A 19,415-nucleotide genomic window follows, 5' to 3' on the forward strand; every position below is an offset into this window, starting at 1 on the left:
GTGGTGGTGTGCTACGGCTGCTATTCGCCGTAGTACGGGAGCGTGACACCGGGCAGTTCGTACTCGTCCCGGCGGCCGCACATGCCGTAGCCGCCCCGGCGGCTGGGCCCGGTCGCGGTGACCCGCGCCTCGGCCAGATGCGAGGGGTCGCCCGCGGCGAGCGCGGTGAGCTGCTCTCCGGTGCGCCGCGCGGCGGCGAGCGCCCCGTCCCGCCAGCGCGGCTCCCACTCCTTCACCTTGGGCGCGGCGATCCGCACCGCCGCCTCGTGGAAGGCGCGCAGCGGTCCGTCGTCGCCCTTCTCGGCGGCGGCCCGCAGCGTCAGATAGCCCTCGATCGCCAGGTCCCGGCGGCGCCGGGCGGCCGCGTCGGCCTCCGGCCCCTCCTTGGCGGGCAGCGCGGCGGCCGCCGCGTACCGCTCGGGGTCGGCCAGCACCTCGGGCGGGAAGGTGAAGACGGCGTCCCCGGCCTCCGGCAGCCCGCTGTTCTGCATCAGCACGGTCACCTTGAGGCCGCCGCCCTGCACCATCCGGTGCACCGTGCCGGGGGTGAACCACACCACCGCGCCCGGCTCCAGCGGGGTCTCGGTGAAGCCGTCCCCGACGGTCAGGGTCTGCACGGCGCCGCGTCCCGCGGTGACCACATACGCCTCGGTGCAGGCCAGATGGAGATGGGGGCTGCCGCCGCACACCCCGTCGGCCGCCTCCCACTCGTACGCGCTGATGTGGGACATCCCCACACCGCCCGGCAGCGGGGCGAACATCTCGCTCATGCGGCTCACCACCCGTGGTTCTCGAGGTAGCCCTCGGCGCGCGCCCGGTCCCAGGCGCCGTCCGCGACCACCACCCGGTAGCGGTAGCCGAAGGACTCCCCCGGCGGAAGCTCGAACTCCTCGAAGAACGCCCAGGAGGGGGCGACCGAGGGGATCGGCTCGGAGCGTACGAACCAGTGGGAGGCGTGGATCGCGTCGGTGTGGTCGAGGTTTTCCGGCGCGTGTGCGAACAGCAGCGTGGAGTGCCCGTCGACGCCGTCGTGCTCACCGGTGAACGCGACCCAGGGGGCCTCGGCGGCCGGGGTGCCCATCAGGTCCGAGGCGCCCTTCTCGCCCTCGCCGCCGCGCCCGTCCGGGCCGATCACGTCGCCGCCGGTGAAGTCGCGCGGGCCGCGCCAGTTGAGCCCGGTGTACCCGGCCATCTCCCGGCCGGCGGTGGTCGGGGAGCCGAAGTGCAGGGCCTCGCCGCGGATGTTGGTGAGGCGGATGGACCAGTCCAGGGCCCAGGTGCCCTCCTCCGGTTCCACCGAGTGGAGTTCGATGGTGCGCACCTCGCGCGCCCACTCCTGGCCGCCGCTGTGTTGTACAGAAGGATTGGCGACCCACGTGAGCGTCTCCACGAAGCGCAGCCGGTCGTCGGCGACCGCGAACTCCTCGAAGCCGTCGTGGCGCATCGAGCCGACGCGCTCCTCGACGTGCTGGTAGCCCTGCTCGGGGCCGAGGTAGGAGTTGCCGCCCCAGAAGTTCTGGCCGGACAGATGGCTGGAGGTCATCTGCAGGCCCTTGTGCCAGCGGTGGTCGCTGGGCCGGTAGCCGGAGACCGGGTTTCCGGCGAGGGTGCGCAGCGGGTGGGCGTAGGGCTTACGGGCCTCGAAGGCTTCCGGGTCGGGCCGGTAGACGTAGGCCATCAGCTCGACGCCGCCGGAGGCGACCGAGATCCGCTCGCCGTGGGTGTGGGTGACGGTGATGCGCTGGGTCATGGCGGCCTCAGCTCTCCTTGGTGGTGGCGGTCGCTGCCTTCGGCGCCCATGCGGGGTGGTCGCCGTGCATGGCGTCGTAGTACGGGTCCCCGGGCACGATCTCGCCCGCGCGCACGGGCTGTCCGGTGAAGGCCGCCTTGTAGAGCGCGGCGATGAACTCGAGGGTGCGGCGGGCGTCCTGGCCGCTGCCCGGGGGCCGTACGCCGTCGCGCATCGCGTCCAGCAGCCCGGTCAGTTGGGCCCCGTGCGAGCTGGGCAGATCGGCGGCCGGGGTGCGCCAGCGCTGCTGCCGGGCGGGTTCGTCGCGGACGTGCGGGGCGGGGGTGTAGACCCAGTCGTCGTTGCGGTGGCCGTAGAGATGGGTCAGCTCGACGGTGGCGTCCGCGCAGTCGATACGGATCCGGCTGACCTCGTCCGGGGAGAGCACGCTGTTGACGACGGTGGCCATGGCGCCGCATCCGAACCGCACCAGCGCGGTGGACACGTCCTCGCTCTCCACCGCGTGGATCAGCCGTCCGGCCATGCCGCGGATCTCGGTCCAGTCGCCAAGGAGATGGAGCAGCAGATCCATCTGGTGGATGCCGTGGCCCATCGAGGGGCCGCCGCCCTCGGTCTCCCAGCGGCCGCGCCACGGCACCGCGTAATAGGCGGTGTCGCGGTGCCAGGTGGTCTGGCAGTGGGCCACCAGCGGCTGCCCCAGGGCGCCCTCGGCCAGCAGCTCGCGGGCGTGGACGGCGCCCGAGCCGTAGCGGTGCTGGAAGACCACCGAGGCGTACGGGCCGCCCGCCTCCCGCTCGGCCGCGGCTATCTCGTCGTACTCGGCGAGCGTGAGGCACAGCGGCTTCTCGCACAGCACCCAGGCGCCGGCCTTCAGCGCGGCCACCGTCTGTTCGCGGTGCAGGGAGGGCGGGGTGCCGATGAGGACCAGGTCGGGGCGCTCGGCCTCCAGCATGGCCGCCACATCGGTATAGCCGGTGACGGCGAAGGTGCCGCCCTCGGCCGCGGTGGCGCGGAAGGCGTCGAGCCGGTCGGCGGCCACGTCGACGGCTGCGACGAGGTCCACGCGGTCGGCGTGATCACGTAGTGCGGTGAGATGGCTGCCGGTGACGATGGCTCCGGTGCCGACGACTGCGGCACGGATACGGGCGGTGGCTGCTGCGGCCATGGGCTGAGGCTCCTCGCCGGGGGTAAGCGCTTGCTGGGGAGGACCCTAGGCATGGTCCGGATGACAGGACAAGACCCTGGACGGCAGAATCGCGCCGCTCATGGAGTGAGAGCATGGGGGCGCCGACAAGTGCGCACGGCGTCCCAGAAGGTGACCATCGGGTGACCATCCAACGGAGGAAACATGGCAGTGACCCTGGCCGATGTGGCGGCACGGGCTCGGGTCTCGGCGGCCACCGTGTCGCGCGTCCTGAGCGGCAACTACCCCGTCGCCGAGTCGACCCGGACGCGAGTGCTGCGCGCCGTCGATGAGCTGGAGTACGTGGTCAACGGACCGGCCAGCGCCCTCGCCGCCGCCACCTCCGATCTGGTCGGGGTGCTCGTCAACGACATCGCGGACCCCTTCTTCGGCATCATGGCGGGCGCCGTACAGGCCGAGATGGGCGCGCCGACGGGCGAACCGGGCCGCGGCGCCGAGAAGCTCGCGGTCATCTGCAACACCGGTGGTTCGCCCGAGCGCGAGCTGAACTACCTCACCCTGCTGCAGCGGCAGCGCGCCGCCGCCGTCGTGCTCACCGGCGGCGCGGTCGAGCACCCCGACCACGCCGCCGCCGTGGCCACCAAGGCGTCCCGGCTGGCCGCGTCCGGCACCCGGGTGGTGCTGTGCGGCCGCCCGCCGATCGCGGACGCGACCACCCTCACCTTCGACAACCGCGGCGGCGCCCGCCGCCTCACCGAACATCTGCTGACCCTCGGCCACCGCCGGATCGGCTATGTGGCGGGCCCCGCCGAGCGCACCACGACCCGCCACCGGCTGGAGGGCCACCGGGCGGCGCTCGGCGCCGCCGAAGTGAACAGTTTCGACGCCGACCTGGAGCGGCTGACCGTGCACGGCCTGTACGACCGCGCCTCCGGCTACGACGCGACCCTCGAACTCCTGCGCCGCGACCGGGGGTTGACGGCCATAGTCGCCGCCAACGACACCATCGCGCTCGGCGTCTGCGCGGCCCTGCGCGACCAGGGCCTGCGGATCCCCGAGGACGTCTCGGTCGCGGGCTTCGACGACCTTCCGTTCAGCGCGGACGCGGTCCCGGCCCTCACCACGATGCGGCTGCCCCTGCACGAGGCGGGCGCCCGGGCCGGGCGCCTGGCCCTGGGCCGCGAGCCGCAGCCGCCGGGCGGGGTGGCGATGGTCCGCGCCGAACTGATGGCCCGCGCCTCCACGGCGCCGCCGCGAGGTTAGACCCCAGTCCCCGCACCCACCGGGCGGCTGAGCCCTGTTCGTGTCCACCGACTCCGGCCGACTCGCGGAGATCTCTTCGCCCGACGCGGTGCCCCGGTTTCCGGCCCGGGTTCCGGAACCGGGGCACGGACGTTCACCCGCGCAGCGTCGCGACCGGGCTGTTGTACGCCTGTGCCGTCAGCACCGGGTGCCGGGGCGAGCCGGCCGCGGACGGCCAGGACAGCTCGACCGTGCGGGATTCGCCGGGGAGCAGCCACAGGTAGTTGTCGCTGTAGAGCGTGGGGAGCACCCGGGGCCCGTCGGGCCGCTCCAGCAGGGACAGGCGGACCATGGCGGCCACGGAGGAGCCCCGGTTGCGGATCCTCGCCGTCAGGCCGTGGCGGTCCGCGGCGCGGGTCACCTCGGTGACCTCGCCGGTCAGCTTCACCTGCTTCGCCTGGTTGAGCTGCCGCAGTGCCGCGGGATCGCGGTAGCGCCAGTAGGTGTTCCGCGAAAGCTGCCCGCCCTTCGCGTCCTTCAGGGTGAGGCGCAGCAGGTGCAGGGGCGGAAGGTCGTCCGACCAGGGTGCGGTGAACGCCTTCGTGGTGGTCGACCGTGCGACGTTCACACGGGTCGCCGCGGGCTTGCCGAGCAGACGGCCGGACAGGTCGTACAGCTCGGCCGTGACGGTCGCGCCGTGCACATCGGTCGCGGTGTGGTTCACCGCGATGACCTGCCAGTGCGCCGGGTCGGCCTGCACGTGCAGCGGCTCGCAGGCCGAACGGGCGCCGAAGTAGGTGCCGTTGACGTCGAAGTCGTAGTCGTACGTCTGCCAGACCGTGCTGTGCCAGGCCGGGTGGGACATCCACAGCATCAGCCCGGAGGCGTTGTCCCACAGGTTGGCGTTCCACGCCTCGAACATGGCGCGGGCGTTCTCGTAGTTGACGAACTGCGCCTTGCGGGCGAAGTCGTCCAGATCGCCCGCCTCGCCGAGGCGCGCCTCGATGGCGGCCTTGTACACCTGGGGCGCCTGGTTGCCGCGCTCGCTCCAGTCGTGGTGGTACCAGGCGCCCTTGATCGGCCACTCCGGCTCGTCACCCGTCATGGCGCGGAGGCTCGCCGCGGTGGAGACGACGGGCATGCCGATCTCGGTGTGGAAGCCGAAGTCCCTGCTGCCGTACGTCATGGGGTCGAAGTACTTCTCCGGTTCGACCCAGCCGTAGGGGCCACCGCCCGTGATGATGCCGCCGGCCGAGTTGTTCTGGTAGAGCAGGCCGGGCACCTGCTGCTCCACCGCCTCGCGCATCCCCTTGTCGATGGCGGCGGGCGGGTTGCCCTCGTTGGCGCCGCACCAGATCACGACGGACGGGTGGAGGCGGTAGCGCAGCACCGTGTCGCGGGCGAGCGAGATGAACGCCTCGTGGTCCGGCGGGTCCATGCCCCAGGCGTTGGGGAAGTCGTTCCAGACCAGGATGCCGTGCTGGTCGCAGGCGGCGAAGAACTCCTCCCGGTCGCTGCTGCCCACCCAGTTGCGGATCATGGTGAAGTTCATGTCGCGGTGCATGCGCACCGCCGCGTCCATGCGGTCGGCGGGCATGCGGCGCAGCAGTTCGTCCCAGCCCCAGTTGCCGCCGCGGGCCAGCACGCGCACCCCGTTGACGCTGATCTTCAGCGGGTCCGGGGTGTTGGACACGGTTTTGACGTCGGTCCACTGCTCACCGTCGTCGGACACCTGGATCACATAGGTCTTGGGGTACGCCGACTCCCAGAGGATCGCCACCCGGTCGAACTTCTGCGCGGATCCCAGGTCCACCTGGACCCACTGGTGGTCCTCGTACTGCGACGACCAGCGGGTGCCCGCGTCGCCGTCGGTGGCGTTCGAGGCGGGGTGATCGGATTCCTGCGTCGACGCCGTCACCGTCTTGCGCAGGGCGAGGTCGGTCCCGGGCTCGGCCCGGTCGATGACTCCGAGGGACCACAGCGAGTTGCCATAGCTGGTGTTGCGCAGACCGCAGCTTATCCGGACATAGCGGGCGGCCCGCTGGTCGAAGTCCTCGACCTGGAGGCTGGCGTTGCCGTTGTTGAACGGCAGCGGCACGGCCCCGTTGTCCACCGACTTCACATCGGTCCACTCGGCGTCGTCCGTGGAGACCTGCACGACGAAGGTCTTGGCGTACGCCTGCTCCCAGGTGAGGTCGACCTGGTCGACGGAGCGCGCCGAGCCCAGGTCGACACGGATCCACTGGTCGTCCTCGAACGCCGAGGACCAGCGGGTGCCCGGATCGCCGTCGGTCGCGTTGCCCGGACCGTGGTCGTCGCCGTCCGTGCTCGACGACTCGGCGGGCGCGTGCAGGGCGAGGTCGAGGGCCGGCCGGGTGCTGTCCCGCACGGCCAGGGTCCACAGCGAGCTGCCCCAGGAGGTCGCCCGCGTCCCGCACTTGATCCGGACGTACCGCGCCTGCTGCCGGTCGAAGGTGACCGTCTGGGTGTACGAGTCGCCGGACGCCGCGAACGGCAACGGCACCTTGTACTCGTAGCCGAACTGGCGGATGCCGAAGCGGGTGGTGCGCCGGTCGCTCTCCTGCCCTTCGACGGAGGCGGTGAGGGTGAGGTCGTGCAGGTTGGGCTCGCCGAGACCGTTCGGCCACCACAGCTTGGGGTTGCGCAGCCGCAGCCGCCCGAAGGCGTCGGGCGCGAAGACGACGTCGACGCTCTTGCCGGCCGGCACGGTGACGGCCTTGGACACCCGGACGCCGCCGAAGGACGCGGTGACCGTCGTACGGCGGTCGGCGGAGTCGGCGTTGCGGACCGGGACGACGATCGTCAGCTCGGCGACCGAGACGTCCGGCAGCTCCGGCAGCACGGTGTCCACGCGCGCGTCGCCGATGACGACGTGCCCGGTCGACCGCAGCCGGACGTGGTTCCAGATGCCGGCCGCGCGGTCACGCACCGCGGGCATCCAGTCCCAGCCCGACGAGGCCAGGTACGTCGCGGAGTTGAGGTTCATCGACGACGCGCCGGCGTCCACCCACGACTCGCCCTTCGGACCCTTGTCCCCCGGGCTGCCGGGCACCGGCATCGGGGTGATCCGCACGGCGAGCGCGTTCTCGCCGTCCCCCGTGAGCTGCCGCGTGACGTCGAACGCGGCGCGGGCGAACGGGTACGTCAGGTCGCCGACCCGCTCGCCGTTCAGCCACACGTCGGCCTTGTGGTTGACGCCGTCGAACTCCAGCCACACACGCCGGCCGGCGCCGGTGCGCAGAGCGCGGGGCAGCGCGAAGTCCCGCTTGTACCACCAGGAGTGGCGCGACAGGGCCTCCGGAACGCGGAGGTTGTTCAGGCCCGCCACCGGGTCGGGCAGCTTGCCCTGCTCCACGAGCGAACCGAGCACCGTGCCGGGGACGATCGCCGGCAGCCAGGCGCTGGTGTCCACGGACGCCTTCGACAGCCGGGCGCCGTCGCCGTCGGCCCAGTCGTCCATGGTGAGCCGCCAGCCCGACTCCACGGGCACGGTGCCGTCGTCGGCGACCGCGAGCGGGGGCGCCTCGCCCTTGTGGGTGCCCCAGTCGGTCCAGCCGGTGGCCGAGGGGCGGTGGCCCCGGGCAGTGCCGTACACCTCGAAGCCGTTGAGGCCGAGCGGCAGCGGGCTGGAGCGCTTCTGGGAGGTCAGGCGTACGTGGCGGGCCCGCACCGGCCGGGCGAGCCGGATGTCCACGACGCCACCGGTGCCCGCGGTGCTGCGGTACGCGGTGGTCCAGGACTCGTTGTCCAAGGACGTCTCCACGACGAAGACCAGCGCGTAGCTCGACTGGATCTCCTTGCCGGTGGTGCCGCTGTGCACATTGCCCGAGGTGGGCGGCGTGTAGACCGGATCCGAGGAATCCGCCTCGAAGGTCAGACGGATGTGGGTGACCTCGCAGGCCGACTGGAGGTCGACGGCCACCCACTGCGGGTCACCGCCTTCGGCGCGCCATCCGCTGCCCCTGACGCCCGGGGAGGACAGCCGGTCGACCACGAAGGTGCCGGGCGTGGCCGCGTAGGCCGTCGAGGAGGCCGAGACGGGGCGGTACAGGGACAGTCGGCCGGAGCTGGAGGGTTCGGCCGATGCGCCGGTGGGGGCTGCGGCAGCAGCAGGCGGCACGGGGAGCACGGATCCGAGGCCGAGCGAGGCCAGCAGGGTGGTCCCCGTGGCGACGACGGTCCGTCGCGACGGAAGGCGTGACGAACCCGACTGTTCTGTCATGTATGTGACGTCCCATCAGAAAAGCGCAAGCCGAACCGGCTCCGCACGCCCTCGCACCGAGCCAGGATGACAACGTTGCCATAGGCTGTGTCGCCCAGCGATCCCTGTCAACCCCCGCGACATGAATGGGCGGTTCCGGTGCCTGGACGGGCGGGGCCGGCGCAGAGTGCGACGACGCCCACCAGCAGCGCCTCGCCCGCACCGAGGACCACACCGGCGCGGGCGGGACGAAAGGCGTACCGGACGGCTCTACGCGGTATCGGCGGCCTTCTCGCAGAGCGGTCGGCACACCCACAGCTCGACCACCTCGGTGGTGCCGCCGCAGGTCCACCCGACCGTGCCGAGCAACTGGTCGGCGAACAGCCGCCGCTCGCACAGGGCGCAGTGCCAGCCTTGCAGTTGCGGCCCGGTCAGGGTGTCGGCGTCCGGCAGCTCGACGCCGGGCAGGAGCGAGGGCTGGGGGCAGGTCGTCATCCGCGCTGCCCTTCGTGCTTCGCGACGGCCGCCGAGGTGAGCCCGCGTGAGCGCGAGTGCTTCGAGTGGAGCGGCGCGTGCGTGGGGCAGGCATACGTGGTCTTGCCGACGGCGCTGCCGTTGCCGCTGCCGCTGCCGCCGTTCTCCACCTCGATCGGGATCGGTTCGTCGGTGGGCAGCCCGCAGTGGTGGCAGAGTTGGCGGCCCTCCGGGGCGCGGCCGTATTCGACGCGGTCGGCCTCGGCCAGCGCCCCCCACAGCTTCCAGGCGTCGGTCAAGTAGTGGTCGACCGAGAGCGGAACGCGCCAGTGGGTGCCGGGCGGCGTGGTCCAGGAGCTGGGCGGCACGCCGAGGTACGTGCACTCGTCCGCCAGCTCGGTCAGGACACGGACCTGCCGCAGCTGCCAGCTCGCGGCGGAGCCCACCTCGACGAGCCAGTACAGGGTGCCGTGCTTGTCCTGGATGACGGCGCCGTTCTCGTCTCCGAGGAGCTGCAGGGCGCGCTCTCCGACGAGGGGCGCGGCGCGTACGGCATCCCACCACTTGCCTGCGGGTAACGCCTGGACATCCGTGGCAGGCGGCGGTGTCCACGCTAAGGCTCTGGTCGTCACGTCGGGCTCCCCTGCTGATCTGCGAGGGGCGGCGCCGAACAAGTTCCTGGCGGGAGCAAGGGCCGACGCCGCCTCGTTAAGGATCACGCTAAGTGTGCGTGCGATTACGCCCCAGTGACGAAGCGCATCAGACGCTGACCCGATGACGGAGCGAGTACGACGTCACGTCCTAGTCAGAGAGCGGGCTCAACCCCCAGTCGGGCGGCCAGCCCCCGGAGCCGAGTGTTCCGCCGCCTCTCCTCCTCACGCATCTCCAAGACCGTGGCCCGCGCGAGCATCTGATACCGGATCCATTCGGGCTGGTCAGCTTCCACTTCCAGCAGCGTGTCCAGCGCTCCCTCGCTGTCACCCATCTGATACTGAGCCTGAGCCACGTCCAAGCGGTGGCGGGCCAGGTGCACCGGACGCTTGATCAAATCGCGGCGCACCTCCTCGGAAGCTGCCAGCGCCTTCTCCGGCTCGGGCTCGCTGCCCGCCATGACGACGTTGACGATCTGCGTTTTGACGTCGACCGGAGAGAAGGCAGTGCCGTAGGTGCGCACGGCACCAGACCGGACGGCCGCAGCCTCGGCGAAGTTGAGGTACTGGTCGGCGTCGGCCTTGCGATCCTGGCGCGCGGCCGGCGTGGCCGCCGCCACCAGCAGGTTCCCGTACACCGCGTAGTGAGCGCTCGTGCCCCTCCGCATGGACGGCTCCAGCGCGTCCGCCTTCCGCTCGGCAACCGACTGCGCTTCCTCCCACCGCCCCTGCCGCAGCAGCACCCACGACAGCGTGGAGACGCCCATCCCCTCCATCAGCGGATCGGACGCGCGCTGGGCTGCCTGCAACTGCTTCGCCACGGCCTCGAAAGCCCAGTCGAGATGACCAGCCTGCGTCGAGAGGCTGGCCGCAAGCTGGTAGGAGAGCGCGAGCTGGTTCCAGACCTGTTCGGCGAGCGAGCCGGTCGCCTCCCGGGCCACGGCACGCCCGTCGCGGAGGAGAAGCGGCAGCGAGCCGGCGAGCTCGCCGTACCCGCCTTCCCAGTAGAGCGTGGTGGCCGCCCGGACTTGACGCATCCAGTCGTCCGCCGCAGGCGGATCCTCGTCGAAATCGTCGGCAGGTACACCCGGCAGGGCGCTGATGTCCTGGATGGCGTCGCGCAAGGCGATCAGCCCGCCGTCGTCGTCAGGGAGTTCTGTGGTCACGGTGGGCTGCCCCAGTAGTCGATCCAGCTCGGTATCGAGGGCCCTCGCCAACATCCGGAGAGTGCCCAGGCGCGCCGACTGCCGGACGTTCTGCTCCAGCTTCCGGATGGTGTCGACGTGGACGCCCGACCGTTCCGCCAGCTCTTCCTGCGTGATGTCGCGGTAGCGCCGGAGTTCGCCGAGGCGGTCGCCGATGGACTTGCTGCTCATCATCTGTCCCCCCACCGGAAGGTCTTTCGGTCACGGTACGCCGAGCGGGCAAGGTCCGCTGCCGTCGTGTGGCGGGCGGCGATGCCCACCGTAAGGCTCTGGGATGAAGTGCCGTAGTCCCGCCTCAGTTTTCGGCGGGACTACGGCACTTGTTCATGCTGCCGGGTCCACGCCCAGCCGCACCGCGAGCTTTCGCAGGTCTCGGTCGCGGCGCCGCTCCGTCTCCAGCAGTCCGCCCACTGTGGAGGCGGCGAGCATCTGATGGGTCAGCCACTCGGGATGCTCCTCGTCGAGGGTGAGCAGCACATCGCGGGCTCCCTCGTCGTCATGCGTCTGGTAGCGGGCGAACGCCAGATCCAGCCGGTGCCTGGCGCGCGAGATCTTCCACGGCAGCTCATCCAGATTGACGCCACCGGCTGTGGCCAAAGCCTTGTCCGGATGGCCGAGCGACACCTGAACGGTGGTGGCCTGCATGCCCACGCTCGCCGGGCCGAAGGCGGTGCCTCGCACCCGTACCGCACCGGACAGCGCGGCCGCCGCCTCCGCCTGCCTGAGGAAGGTGAGCGCGTCATCTTTTGTGCTGTCGGACTCATCGCGGTTCGCCCGTGCTGCCGAGACGGCACCGGACAGCAGCAGGATCCCGAACATCGCGAACTTCTCGGGATTGCGCTCGGAGAACCGCGGCTCGATCTCGGCCGCCCTGCGGGTCGCGACCTGCTGGGCGTCGCTCCATCGGCCTTGCCGCAGGAGCACAAGCGAAAGCGTCGAGACGGCGAGAGCATGCCGCAGCTCGTCGCCGGCGCGCGCCGTGGCATGCATGGCTCGCTCCACCGCGGTGTAGGCCAGATCGGTCTGCCCCAACTGCGCGGCCACGTCGGCGACGATGATGTGCGCGGCAGCGGACATCGACCACACCGTGTCGTGGTCGGGGCCGCCCTCGGCCTCGCGGGTGGCCGCCTTCAGATCGGTCACGAGCCCGGGCAGCATGCCGACCAGGTCGGTGAACTGGCCGAGCCGATAGTGCCTCTGGGCCTGCTCCATGACCGGGCGGAGATCGTCCGGGCCGGGCGCGTCACTGTCCGCGCCGCACAGGTCCAGCCCTGGCAGATCGCTCGGGGCCTGAATGGCGGCCCGCAACGCGATGACTCCACCGTCGGGCGCGAGGGATCGCGTCATGGTGGGCTGGCCCAGCAGGCGGGCGAGCTCGATATCGAGTGCGCCCGCGAGCTTCTGGTACGTGGCGATTCTCGCTCCCCGTTGGGTGCCCTGCTCCAACCTGCGGATGGTGTCGACGGACACCCCGGCGCGGTCGGCGAGTTGCTCTTGCGTGAGGTCGCGAATGTCGCGAAGTCGGGCCAGTCGCTTGCCAACGGACAGATCAGTCATCTGATACACCACCGCCAGAAGGTCTTTTGGCCACGGTACGCCCGGAGGGGGAGCCGTGGGAGCCCAGCAGGCATCGGGCACACGAAGGAGCCTCGCGCCCGCCCCGCAGGCCGGGACGGAGTCGAGGCGCGTTGGCGTTACGGTCGCCGCCGATATCTCCCTCTCCCGGGGCCCGGGAGGGGACCCCCTCTTCCCACATACTTGATCTGGCGCAACTATAAGATCAAGCAAAATCGACACAGGGGTACGGAGGGGTGCCGAATGGGCCCGCGCGACAATCTCGATCTGGCCGTGGACGAGGTCCGCGACTTCAACCGGATGTACACCCGCCTGATCGGCGTCCTCGACTACCCCGGGCAGCTCAACACCCCGTACACGCTGAGCGAGGCCCGCATCCTCTACGAGCTGGCGCGGCGGGAGCGCACCCATGTCTCAGCGCTGCGGGAGCACCTCGGGATCACCGCCGCGCATCTGAGCCGGACGCTGAGCCGGTTCGAGGAGCGGGGGCTGGTGACGCGCGAGCGCCACCACCGCGACGCCCGCTTCCAGGAGGTGCTGCTGACCGCCGAGGGCCGGGCGGCGGCGGACGATCTGGACCGGCGGTCGCGGGACGCGGTGACCGGGCTGCTGGCCACGGTCCCCCGGAACGAGCTGGGGCGGCTGCGGGAGGCGCTGGCCACCGCGCGGCACGCGCTCACCGGCCCGGCCGAGCCCGAGGTGCGGCTGCGCGGGTTGGAGCCGGGCGACCTGGGCTGGATCGTGCAGCGCCACGGCGCCGTGTACGCCCGGGAGTTCGGGTGGAACGCCGAGTTCGAGGGCCTGGTGGCCCGGATCGTCGGGGAGTTCAGCGCGGGCCATGACCCGGCCCAGGAGCGGGCGTGGATCGCGGAGCTCGACGGCCGCCCCGTCGGCTCGGTGATGTGCGTCCGGGACGAGCGGCCCGATACGGCCCGGCTGCGGCTGCTGCTCGTCGAACCGGAGGCGCGCGGGCGGCGACTCGGCGAGCGGCTGGTCGGCACATGTGTCGACTTCGCGCGCGAGGCGGGCTACCGCGATCTCGTGCTGTGGACCAATGACGTCCTGACCTCCGCCCGCCGGATCTACGAGGGGGCCGGGTTCGAGCTGATCGCCGAGAAGCCGCACCGCGGTTACGGCTCGCCCCTGGTCGGGCAGGACTGGCGGCTCGCGCTCCGGGGCTCGGCGCACGGCTGACGGACTGCGGTCCGCCTGCGGTCCGCCTGCGGTCCGGGTGATGCGCCGTGCGCGGCTCAGCGGACCTGGTGAAGTCGGCAGCGGTTCAGCAGCGCCGCCAAGGGGCGCGGGGAACTGCGCGACCAGCCACGACGGCGCCGCGGACGAACGACGGCACATCACGGCTCATCCGGCAGAGCGCCGAGCGCCACCACGATGTGACGCAGATCACCGCAACGCGGTCCGCGCGGTGGACAGGGGGGAGTGTGGAGACATCACTGCGCACTCGCGTGCGAGCCGGAGACCCGGATGCCTTCGGGCAGCTCTTCGACGAGTGCGCCTCGGTGGTCTACCGGCATGCCGTCCGGCTGACCGGCGACTGGGGCATGGCCGACGACATCGTGTCGCTCACCTTCCTGGAGGCGTGGCGGCTGCGCGAGCGGCTGCTTCCGGGGGACGGCAGCCTCCGCCCGTGGCTGCTGGGGATCGCGACGAACGTCACGCGCAACACCACGCGCGCGGCGCGAAGACACCAGGCCGCGCTCGCCAACCTCCCACCCCCGGACCCCGTTCCGGACTTCGCCGACGAGGTGACCCAGCGCCTGGCCGACATCGAGGAGCTGGCCGCCGCGCAGAAGGCGTTGCGCACGATGCGTCGTGGGGAGCGCGAGGTGTTCACGCTCTGCGTGTGGGAGGGCCTGGACGCCGCTACGGTGGCTGAGGCCCTGGGCGTGGCCACCGGCACCGTACGGGCCCGGCTCTCGCGCGCGAGGAAGCGCCTGCGCAAGCTCACGGAGCTCGAACTCGTCCGCGGCACGGGCGGCGGCTATGGCACAGGGGGCAGGGGAGGCGACGGCACGGGCGGCGACAGCGGCGGCGACGACACGGGCGGCGACGGCGGCAGCCACGGCACGGACAGCGGCAGCGGTACGCGGGGCGCGGACGGCGGCACCGGGCAGGGCGCGGTGCAACGCGCGGCCATGGTCGGACAGATACCGGTCAGCCGCCATCAGGCGGCCCGGTCCACGCAGGAGAGGCGATGAACACCAACCCGCGACGAGCCGATCAGCCGGTCGACCCCCAGGAGTCGGCCGAGTTGCTGCCCGCCCCGGGCCGTCCGGTGCTCCGGCAGGACCGCCACCGCGTCCTGAAGGAACATCTGATGGAGCAGATCGGCAACGAGACCGTCTACGAGCTGTCGGGTACGCCGGACGCCTCGTCCGCGCCGGACACCCCATCCGCGCCTCCCCCACCCCGGCGCCCCCGACGGCGCCTCGTCCTCATCGCGGCGCCGCTGGCGCTGGCCACCGCCGTGGTCGTGGGAGCGGTGGCGGTCGACGGCGTACGGAACGGCGAGGGCGGCGCCACCGCCACCGGCGTCAGCGGTGACCCCAGGGCCGAGCACCGGCAGGCCGTGGAGCTGCTGGACCGCATCGCCGTGGTGGCGGCCGACCGCCCGGCGGTCAGGGCCCGCGACGACCAGTTCATCTACACCAGGTCCCAGGGACCCTCGTCCATGTGGGGCGGTCCGTCGAAGCTCGTACGGGACTCCAAGGGGAAGGTCACGGGCACCAAGACGTACGAGGGGAACGTCCGGAGTGAGGAGTGGCAGCCCGTGTCCGGCAAGCGGGACGGTCTCCGGCGCCTCACCGCGCTGTCCCCCAACGGCGAACCCGACCCCACCCAGACCGAGGACATCGCCATGTCGCCGGGATTTTTGACCTTCCGGCAGCTCAAGGCCCTCCCCACCGACCCCGACGCGTTGCTGAAGAAGCTCAAGAGCGGCAGCGGGGTGGTGAAATCCCGGCTGGCCGAGACGATCTTCGAGAGCGTCGGAGCCATCCTCGATCAGGCCACCCTGCTGCCCGATCTCCATGCCGCGCTCTACCGTGCCGTGGCCAAGCTGCCGGACGTCCGCGTCGTGGAGAACGTCAAGGACGGCGCGGGCCGGACCGGTATCGGCCTCACATACGCCGATCACAAGAAGCCTTCCGAGACCCCGAGCGAGTACTGGGTCTTCGACTCGAAGAGCCTGGCCTACCTCGGCACGGACACGAGCGCGCTCCTGGACGCCACCGTCATCGATGAGAAGGGCAAGGTGACGGCGGCCGGCGCATCCTGAGCCGCCCCCAGCCGACCGTCAAGCCGTTGAAGGGCGTCCGCCCGGCGGTCGGCCTTCCCGGTCGCACAGATGACGGGGCGTCACCTCGACCGGAAATCCGCTCGCGCGGGCGGGCCCCGTACGGGAAGGATCGGCGCATACGCACACGTCCGTACAGGGCGCGGGCATCGCACGGGGAACGTCCGCACGACGCACCCGTGCAGCGCGTCGGAACGGCACAAGAGCAAAGGGCATACCCCTGAGTACCCAGCAGGTCATCGAGTGGACCGAGGACGGCCGGACCCGGACCGCCCACTGGCGCTCCGAGAACGGCACGCCACCGCCCCGGCGGATCGAGGTGGCGGACGACCGGATGCGCGCCGGCACCGCCCACCGCCTCGCCTGCGAGGGCACCGCGCTGCTGTGGCGCGGCGACTACCAGGGCGCCCGCCAGTTGCTGACGGCGATGGCGCGCCGGATCGACCGCGGACCGCGCCGGGCCAAGGAGCGGCGGGCCCCGGCGGCGTCACCGGCCGAGGCGTTCCACCGGCACCGCCAGGCTCAGTCCCGGCGGGCCCGGCTGCTGGGGATGCTGCTGGTGCCGCTGGACGCGGACTTCGGCATTCCGCTGCGCCGGGCGCCGGACGTACGGCAGGCGTGCACCGAGGCGTACGGCCCGGCGAGCGGGCGCCCGTCGGTGACCTCGCTGCCGGAGTTACTCGGGCTGATCGGCGCGCATGAGTGGCGCCGTAAGGGCGTCAAGGTGCCGGCGCTGGGCGGGGACCGCGTCCATCCGCACTACGGGGTCTTCTCGCCGGTGCGCGGCGAGTACGTCGATCTGGTGGCCGAGGCCCCGCTGCCCACGCAGGAGCTGGCCTTCGACATCGGCACCGGGACGGGGGTCCTGGCGGCCGTGCTCGCCCGGCGCGGCATCCGGCGGGTGGTGGCCACCGACCAGGACGCACGGGCGCTGGGGTGCGCCCGGGAGAACGCGGCCCGCCTGGGCCTGTCCGACCGGATCGAGGTGGTCGAGGCCGACCTCTACCCGCCGGGCCGCGCCCCGCTGGTGGTCTGCAACCCGCCCTGGGTCCCGGCCCGGCCCTCCTCACCGCTCGAATACGCGGTCTACGACCCGTCCAGCCGTATGCTGCGCGGCTTCCTGAACGGGCTGGCCGGGCATCTGACCCCCGACGGCGAGGGCTGGCTGATCCTCTCCGACCTCGCCGAACACCTCGGCCTGCGGCCACGCGCCGAACTCCTGACCGCCTTCGCCACGGCGGGCCTGACGGTCACGGCCCGCCTGGACATCCGCCCGACCCACCCCCGAGCCGTCGACCCCACCGACCCCCTCCACACGGCCCGCGCGGCGGAGGTCACATCGCTGTGGCGTCTGAAGGCGGACTGAGCCAAGCGGCCTCGATGAAGTCCGGTGCGGTTCGGGTGCGCCCCGAAGGGGCGCGGGGCTGCGTCGATGTGCGGCTCCGCCGCGGCTGTGTCGATATGCGGCTCCGCCGCGTGGGCGACCAGCCACGACACAGCCGCGGATGAACGACTGCACTTCGCGGCACTTCCCGCGGAGCGCTTAGCGCCGCAGCGAGCCCGCGACGTCCGGAGCGCGTGCGCCGGAGAGCCCGACTCAGTTCCCCACGCCGAGGCCGGACATGAACGCGGACGGGTAGCGGTCGCCGCGCGCCGCGCCCCGTGGCATCGCCTTCTCGATCTCGGCGAGGTCGTCGGCGGTGAAGGTCAGCTCCGTCGCGGGCAGCGCCTCGGCCAGCCGCTCGCGGGTGCGGGCGCCGACCAGCGGCACGATGTCCTCGCCCTGTGCACAGACCCAGGCGATGGCAAGCTGGGCGACGGTGCACCCCTTCGCCTCGGCCACCCGGCGCAGCGCGTCCACGAGGGCGAGGTTGTGTGCCACGTTCTCGCTCGCGAACCGCGGGCTGAACGCGCGGGCGTCGCCGGGGCCGGCGGTGCGGCCGGCGGTCCAGTGCCCGGAGATGAGGCCGCGGCCCAGGACGCCGTACGCGGTCAGTCCGATGCCGAGCTCACGGAGCGTGGGCAGGACGTCCGCCTCCACCGCGCGGGAGATCAGCGAGTACTCGATCTGCAGGTCGGCGACCGGGTGCACGGCGTGCGCCCGGCGGATCGTCGCCGCGTCGACCTCCGAGAGGCCGAGGTGCCGCACATACCCGGCGTCGATCATCTCCTTGATCGCGCCCACCGTCTCCTCGATCGGTACCGCCGGGTCCAACCGGGCGGGACGGTAGATGTCGATGTGGTCGGTGCCCAGCCGGGTCAGCGAGTAGGCCAGGAAGTTCTTCACCGCCTCGGGACGGCCGTCATGCCCGCCGGCCCCGGGGCCCGGCCCCCGCAGCATGCCGAACTTGACGCTCAGCGTGTAGCCGTCGCGATCGCGGCCGCGCAGCGCCTCGGCGAGGAGCAGCTCGTTGTGGCCCATGGCGTAGAAGTCGGCGGTGTCGATCAGCGTGACGCCGGCCTCCAGCGCGGCGTGCACGGTGGCGATACTTTCCGTGCGGTCGGCGGCGCCGTAAGCGCCCGACATGCTCATGGCGCCCAGGCCCACGGTGGAAACGGCCGGGCCGGTGCTGCCCAGGGTTCGCGTCTGCATCGCGTTCTCCTTCGTCGTCGAACTGTCACCCACCCTGCGCCCGCGCCGCGGCCCATGGGAGCGGAGCGTTCATCGGGGGAGAGCCGCTCCCTGGATGGTTCGCCCGCCGCGAGGGACCCTGGGGAGATGGAACGTGACCAGCTCGCCGACTTCCTGCGCCGCCGCCGCGAGGCGATCCGCCCGGCCGAGGTCGGCATCACCGACGGCCCCCGGCGCCGGACCAGCGGACTGCGCCGGGAAGAAGTGGCCATGCTCGCGGGCATGTCGGTGGACTACGTCGTACGCCTGGAACAGGGCCGCAGCAGCCAGCCCTCGCCCCAGTTGCTCGGCGCGCTGGCCCGGGCGTTGCGCCTCTCCGAGGACGAGCGCGACCACCTGTTCCACCTGGCCGGCCACCAGCCCCCGCCCGCGGACGGCGTGGCCGGCCTGGCGCGCGCCGGCCTGATCCGCATGCTCGACCTGCTCGGCGACAACCCGGCCCTGGTCCTGTCCGACCTGGGCGAGGTCCTCGCCCAGAACCGTGCGGCCGTCCTGCTGACCGGCGACCACACCGGCTTCTCCGGCGACCGGCGCTACGTCGCCTACCGATGGTTCACCGACCCCGCCGACCGTGCCGTCGCCCCGCCCGAGGAGCAGGAGCACCACGCCCGCCAGCTCGTGGCCGACCTGCGCGCGGCCGCCGGCCGCCGGTCCGGCGACCCCACCGTCACCGGACTCATCGACCGGTTGCGGGCCGCGAGCGCCGACTTCCGCCGGCTCTGGGCCGAGCACGAGGTGGCGGTCCGGCGCGCCGACCGCAAGACCCTGCTGCATCCGCGGGTGGGCCGCCTGGTGATGGACTGCGAGACCCTGGTCACTCCCGACCAGGGCCAGCTACTGCTGGTCCTCACCCCGGCGGACGCCGAGACCCGCGAGCGGCTGCAGCTCCTTCAGGTACTCGGCATCGAGGAATTCCCCACGGGGTCGACGGACACGCCCATCCGGTGAAGCGGTCGGCCCACGGGGCACCGGCTGGGCATTTTCGGCGGTCCGGTCGGTGGAGTGACCGTCCCGGACCCGGAGGATTGCCGGGTTGCCGACTTGCGGGTCCGCGTCGGCCGGAGGCCGGAACCGGAGGCTGAAAGCGGAGGCCGCCCCGGTGGCCAACTACCGAGGCCGTCGGCGCCGTCCCTCAGCCACGCCACCCCGGGCAGCCCCGGGGCAGCCCCGACGGCACGCACACTCCTCCGCCACCGGGAAGCGTCTCC

At 72.2% G+C, this 19,415-nt stretch carries 15 protein-coding genes; 6 read left to right on the forward strand and 9 right to left on the reverse strand.

Annotated elements, in window-relative coordinates; translation table 11 throughout:
- Positions 1-20 precede the first annotated feature (20 nt).
- The 3 genes from STRVI_RS37815 to STRVI_RS37825 are packed head-to-tail and all read right to left on the reverse strand — an operon-like array spanning position 21 to position 2,915.
- Positions 21-770 (reverse strand): cupin, encoded by a 750-nt coding sequence (locus STRVI_RS37815; protein WP_014060841.1) that lies wholly within the window; start codon positions 768-770, stop codon positions 21-23.
- 5 nt (positions 771-775) lie between these two features.
- Positions 776-1,750 (reverse strand): PmoA family protein, encoded by a 975-nt coding sequence (locus STRVI_RS37820; protein ID WP_014060842.1) that lies wholly within the window; start codon positions 1,748-1,750, stop codon positions 776-778.
- 7 nt (positions 1,751-1,757) lie between these two features.
- Complete coding sequence (locus STRVI_RS37825) at positions 1,758-2,915, reverse strand: Gfo/Idh/MocA family protein (protein WP_014060843.1); 1,158 nt, start codon at positions 2,913-2,915, stop codon at positions 1,758-1,760.
- A gap of 183 nt (positions 2,916-3,098) precedes the next feature.
- Between STRVI_RS37825 and STRVI_RS37830 the strand changes: the two genes are divergently transcribed.
- The gene (locus STRVI_RS37830; protein WP_014060844.1) at positions 3,099-4,157 is read left to right on the forward strand and encodes a LacI family DNA-binding transcriptional regulator; all 1,059 of its coding nucleotides are present in this window, start codon (positions 3,099-3,101) and stop codon (positions 4,155-4,157) included.
- A gap of 133 nt (positions 4,158-4,290) precedes the next feature.
- Here STRVI_RS37830 and STRVI_RS37835 read toward each other — a convergent pair whose 3' ends face one another.
- The 5 genes from STRVI_RS37835 to STRVI_RS37855 all read right to left on the reverse strand — a co-directional run bounded on the left by STRVI_RS37835 (position 4,291) and on the right by STRVI_RS37855 (position 12,244).
- On the reverse strand, positions 4,291-8,379 hold the full coding sequence (locus STRVI_RS37835; protein ID WP_014060845.1) for a discoidin domain-containing protein: 4,089 nt from the start codon (positions 8,377-8,379) through the stop codon (positions 4,291-4,293).
- A 249-nt stretch (positions 8,380-8,628) separates the two neighbouring features.
- Positions 8,629-8,853 carry a hypothetical protein gene (locus STRVI_RS37840; RefSeq protein ID WP_014060846.1) on the reverse strand — a complete coding sequence of 75 codons (225 nt, stop codon included), beginning with the start codon at positions 8,851-8,853 and terminating at the stop codon, positions 8,629-8,631.
- Positions 8,850-9,464: a hypothetical protein gene (locus STRVI_RS46775; protein WP_014060847.1), complete on the reverse strand. Its 615-nt coding sequence runs from the start codon at positions 9,462-9,464 to the stop codon at positions 8,850-8,852. Before STRVI_RS46775 ends, STRVI_RS37840 begins: the two co-directional genes overlap by 4 nt.
- A 173-nt stretch (positions 9,465-9,637) precedes the next feature.
- Positions 9,638-10,858 carry a helix-turn-helix domain-containing protein gene (locus STRVI_RS37850; protein ID WP_014060848.1) on the reverse strand — a complete coding sequence of 407 codons (1,221 nt, stop codon included), beginning with the start codon at positions 10,856-10,858 and terminating at the stop codon, positions 9,638-9,640.
- A gap of 153 nt (positions 10,859-11,011) precedes the next feature.
- Positions 11,012-12,244 carry a helix-turn-helix domain-containing protein gene (locus STRVI_RS37855; RefSeq protein ID WP_014060849.1) on the reverse strand — a complete coding sequence of 411 codons (1,233 nt, stop codon included), beginning with the start codon at positions 12,242-12,244 and terminating at the stop codon, positions 11,012-11,014.
- Positions 12,245-12,505: 261 nt separating this feature from the next.
- On the opposite strand from STRVI_RS37855, the gene STRVI_RS37860 reads away from it, so the two are divergent.
- From STRVI_RS37860 to STRVI_RS37875, 4 genes are all read left to right on the forward strand, one after another.
- Positions 12,506-13,456 (forward strand): bifunctional helix-turn-helix transcriptional regulator/GNAT family N-acetyltransferase, encoded by a 951-nt coding sequence (locus STRVI_RS37860; protein ID WP_014060850.1) that lies wholly within the window; start codon positions 12,506-12,508, stop codon positions 13,454-13,456.
- Positions 13,457-13,701: 245 nt separating this feature from the next.
- Complete coding sequence (locus STRVI_RS37865; protein WP_014060851.1) at positions 13,702-14,478, forward strand: RNA polymerase sigma factor; 777 nt, start codon at positions 13,702-13,704, stop codon at positions 14,476-14,478.
- Positions 14,475-15,557 (forward strand): CU044_5270 family protein, encoded by a 1,083-nt coding sequence (locus tag STRVI_RS37870; RefSeq protein ID WP_014060852.1) that lies wholly within the window; start codon positions 14,475-14,477, stop codon positions 15,555-15,557. Before STRVI_RS37865 ends, STRVI_RS37870 begins: the two co-directional genes overlap by 4 nt.
- A 238-nt stretch (positions 15,558-15,795) precedes the next feature.
- Positions 15,796-16,941 carry a methyltransferase gene (locus tag STRVI_RS37875; RefSeq protein ID WP_043237168.1) on the forward strand — a complete coding sequence of 382 codons (1,146 nt, stop codon included), beginning with the start codon at positions 15,796-15,798 and terminating at the stop codon, positions 16,939-16,941.
- Between the two features lie 231 nt (positions 16,942-17,172).
- Here STRVI_RS37875 and STRVI_RS37880 read toward each other — a convergent pair whose 3' ends face one another.
- Positions 17,173-18,168: an aldo/keto reductase gene (locus tag STRVI_RS37880; protein WP_014060854.1), complete on the reverse strand. Its 996-nt coding sequence runs from the start codon at positions 18,166-18,168 to the stop codon at positions 17,173-17,175.
- 126 nt (positions 18,169-18,294) lie between these two features.
- Between STRVI_RS37880 and STRVI_RS37885 the strand changes: the two genes are divergently transcribed.
- Positions 18,295-19,155 carry a helix-turn-helix transcriptional regulator gene (locus STRVI_RS37885; RefSeq protein ID WP_014060855.1) on the forward strand — a complete coding sequence of 287 codons (861 nt, stop codon included), beginning with the start codon at positions 18,295-18,297 and terminating at the stop codon, positions 19,153-19,155.
- Positions 19,156-19,415: the final 260 nt, after the last annotated feature.

It is taken from the genome of Streptomyces violaceusniger Tu 4113 (assembly GCF_000147815.2).
Taxonomy (GTDB): Bacteria; Actinomycetota; Actinomycetes; order Streptomycetales; family Streptomycetaceae; genus Streptomyces; species Streptomyces violaceusniger_A.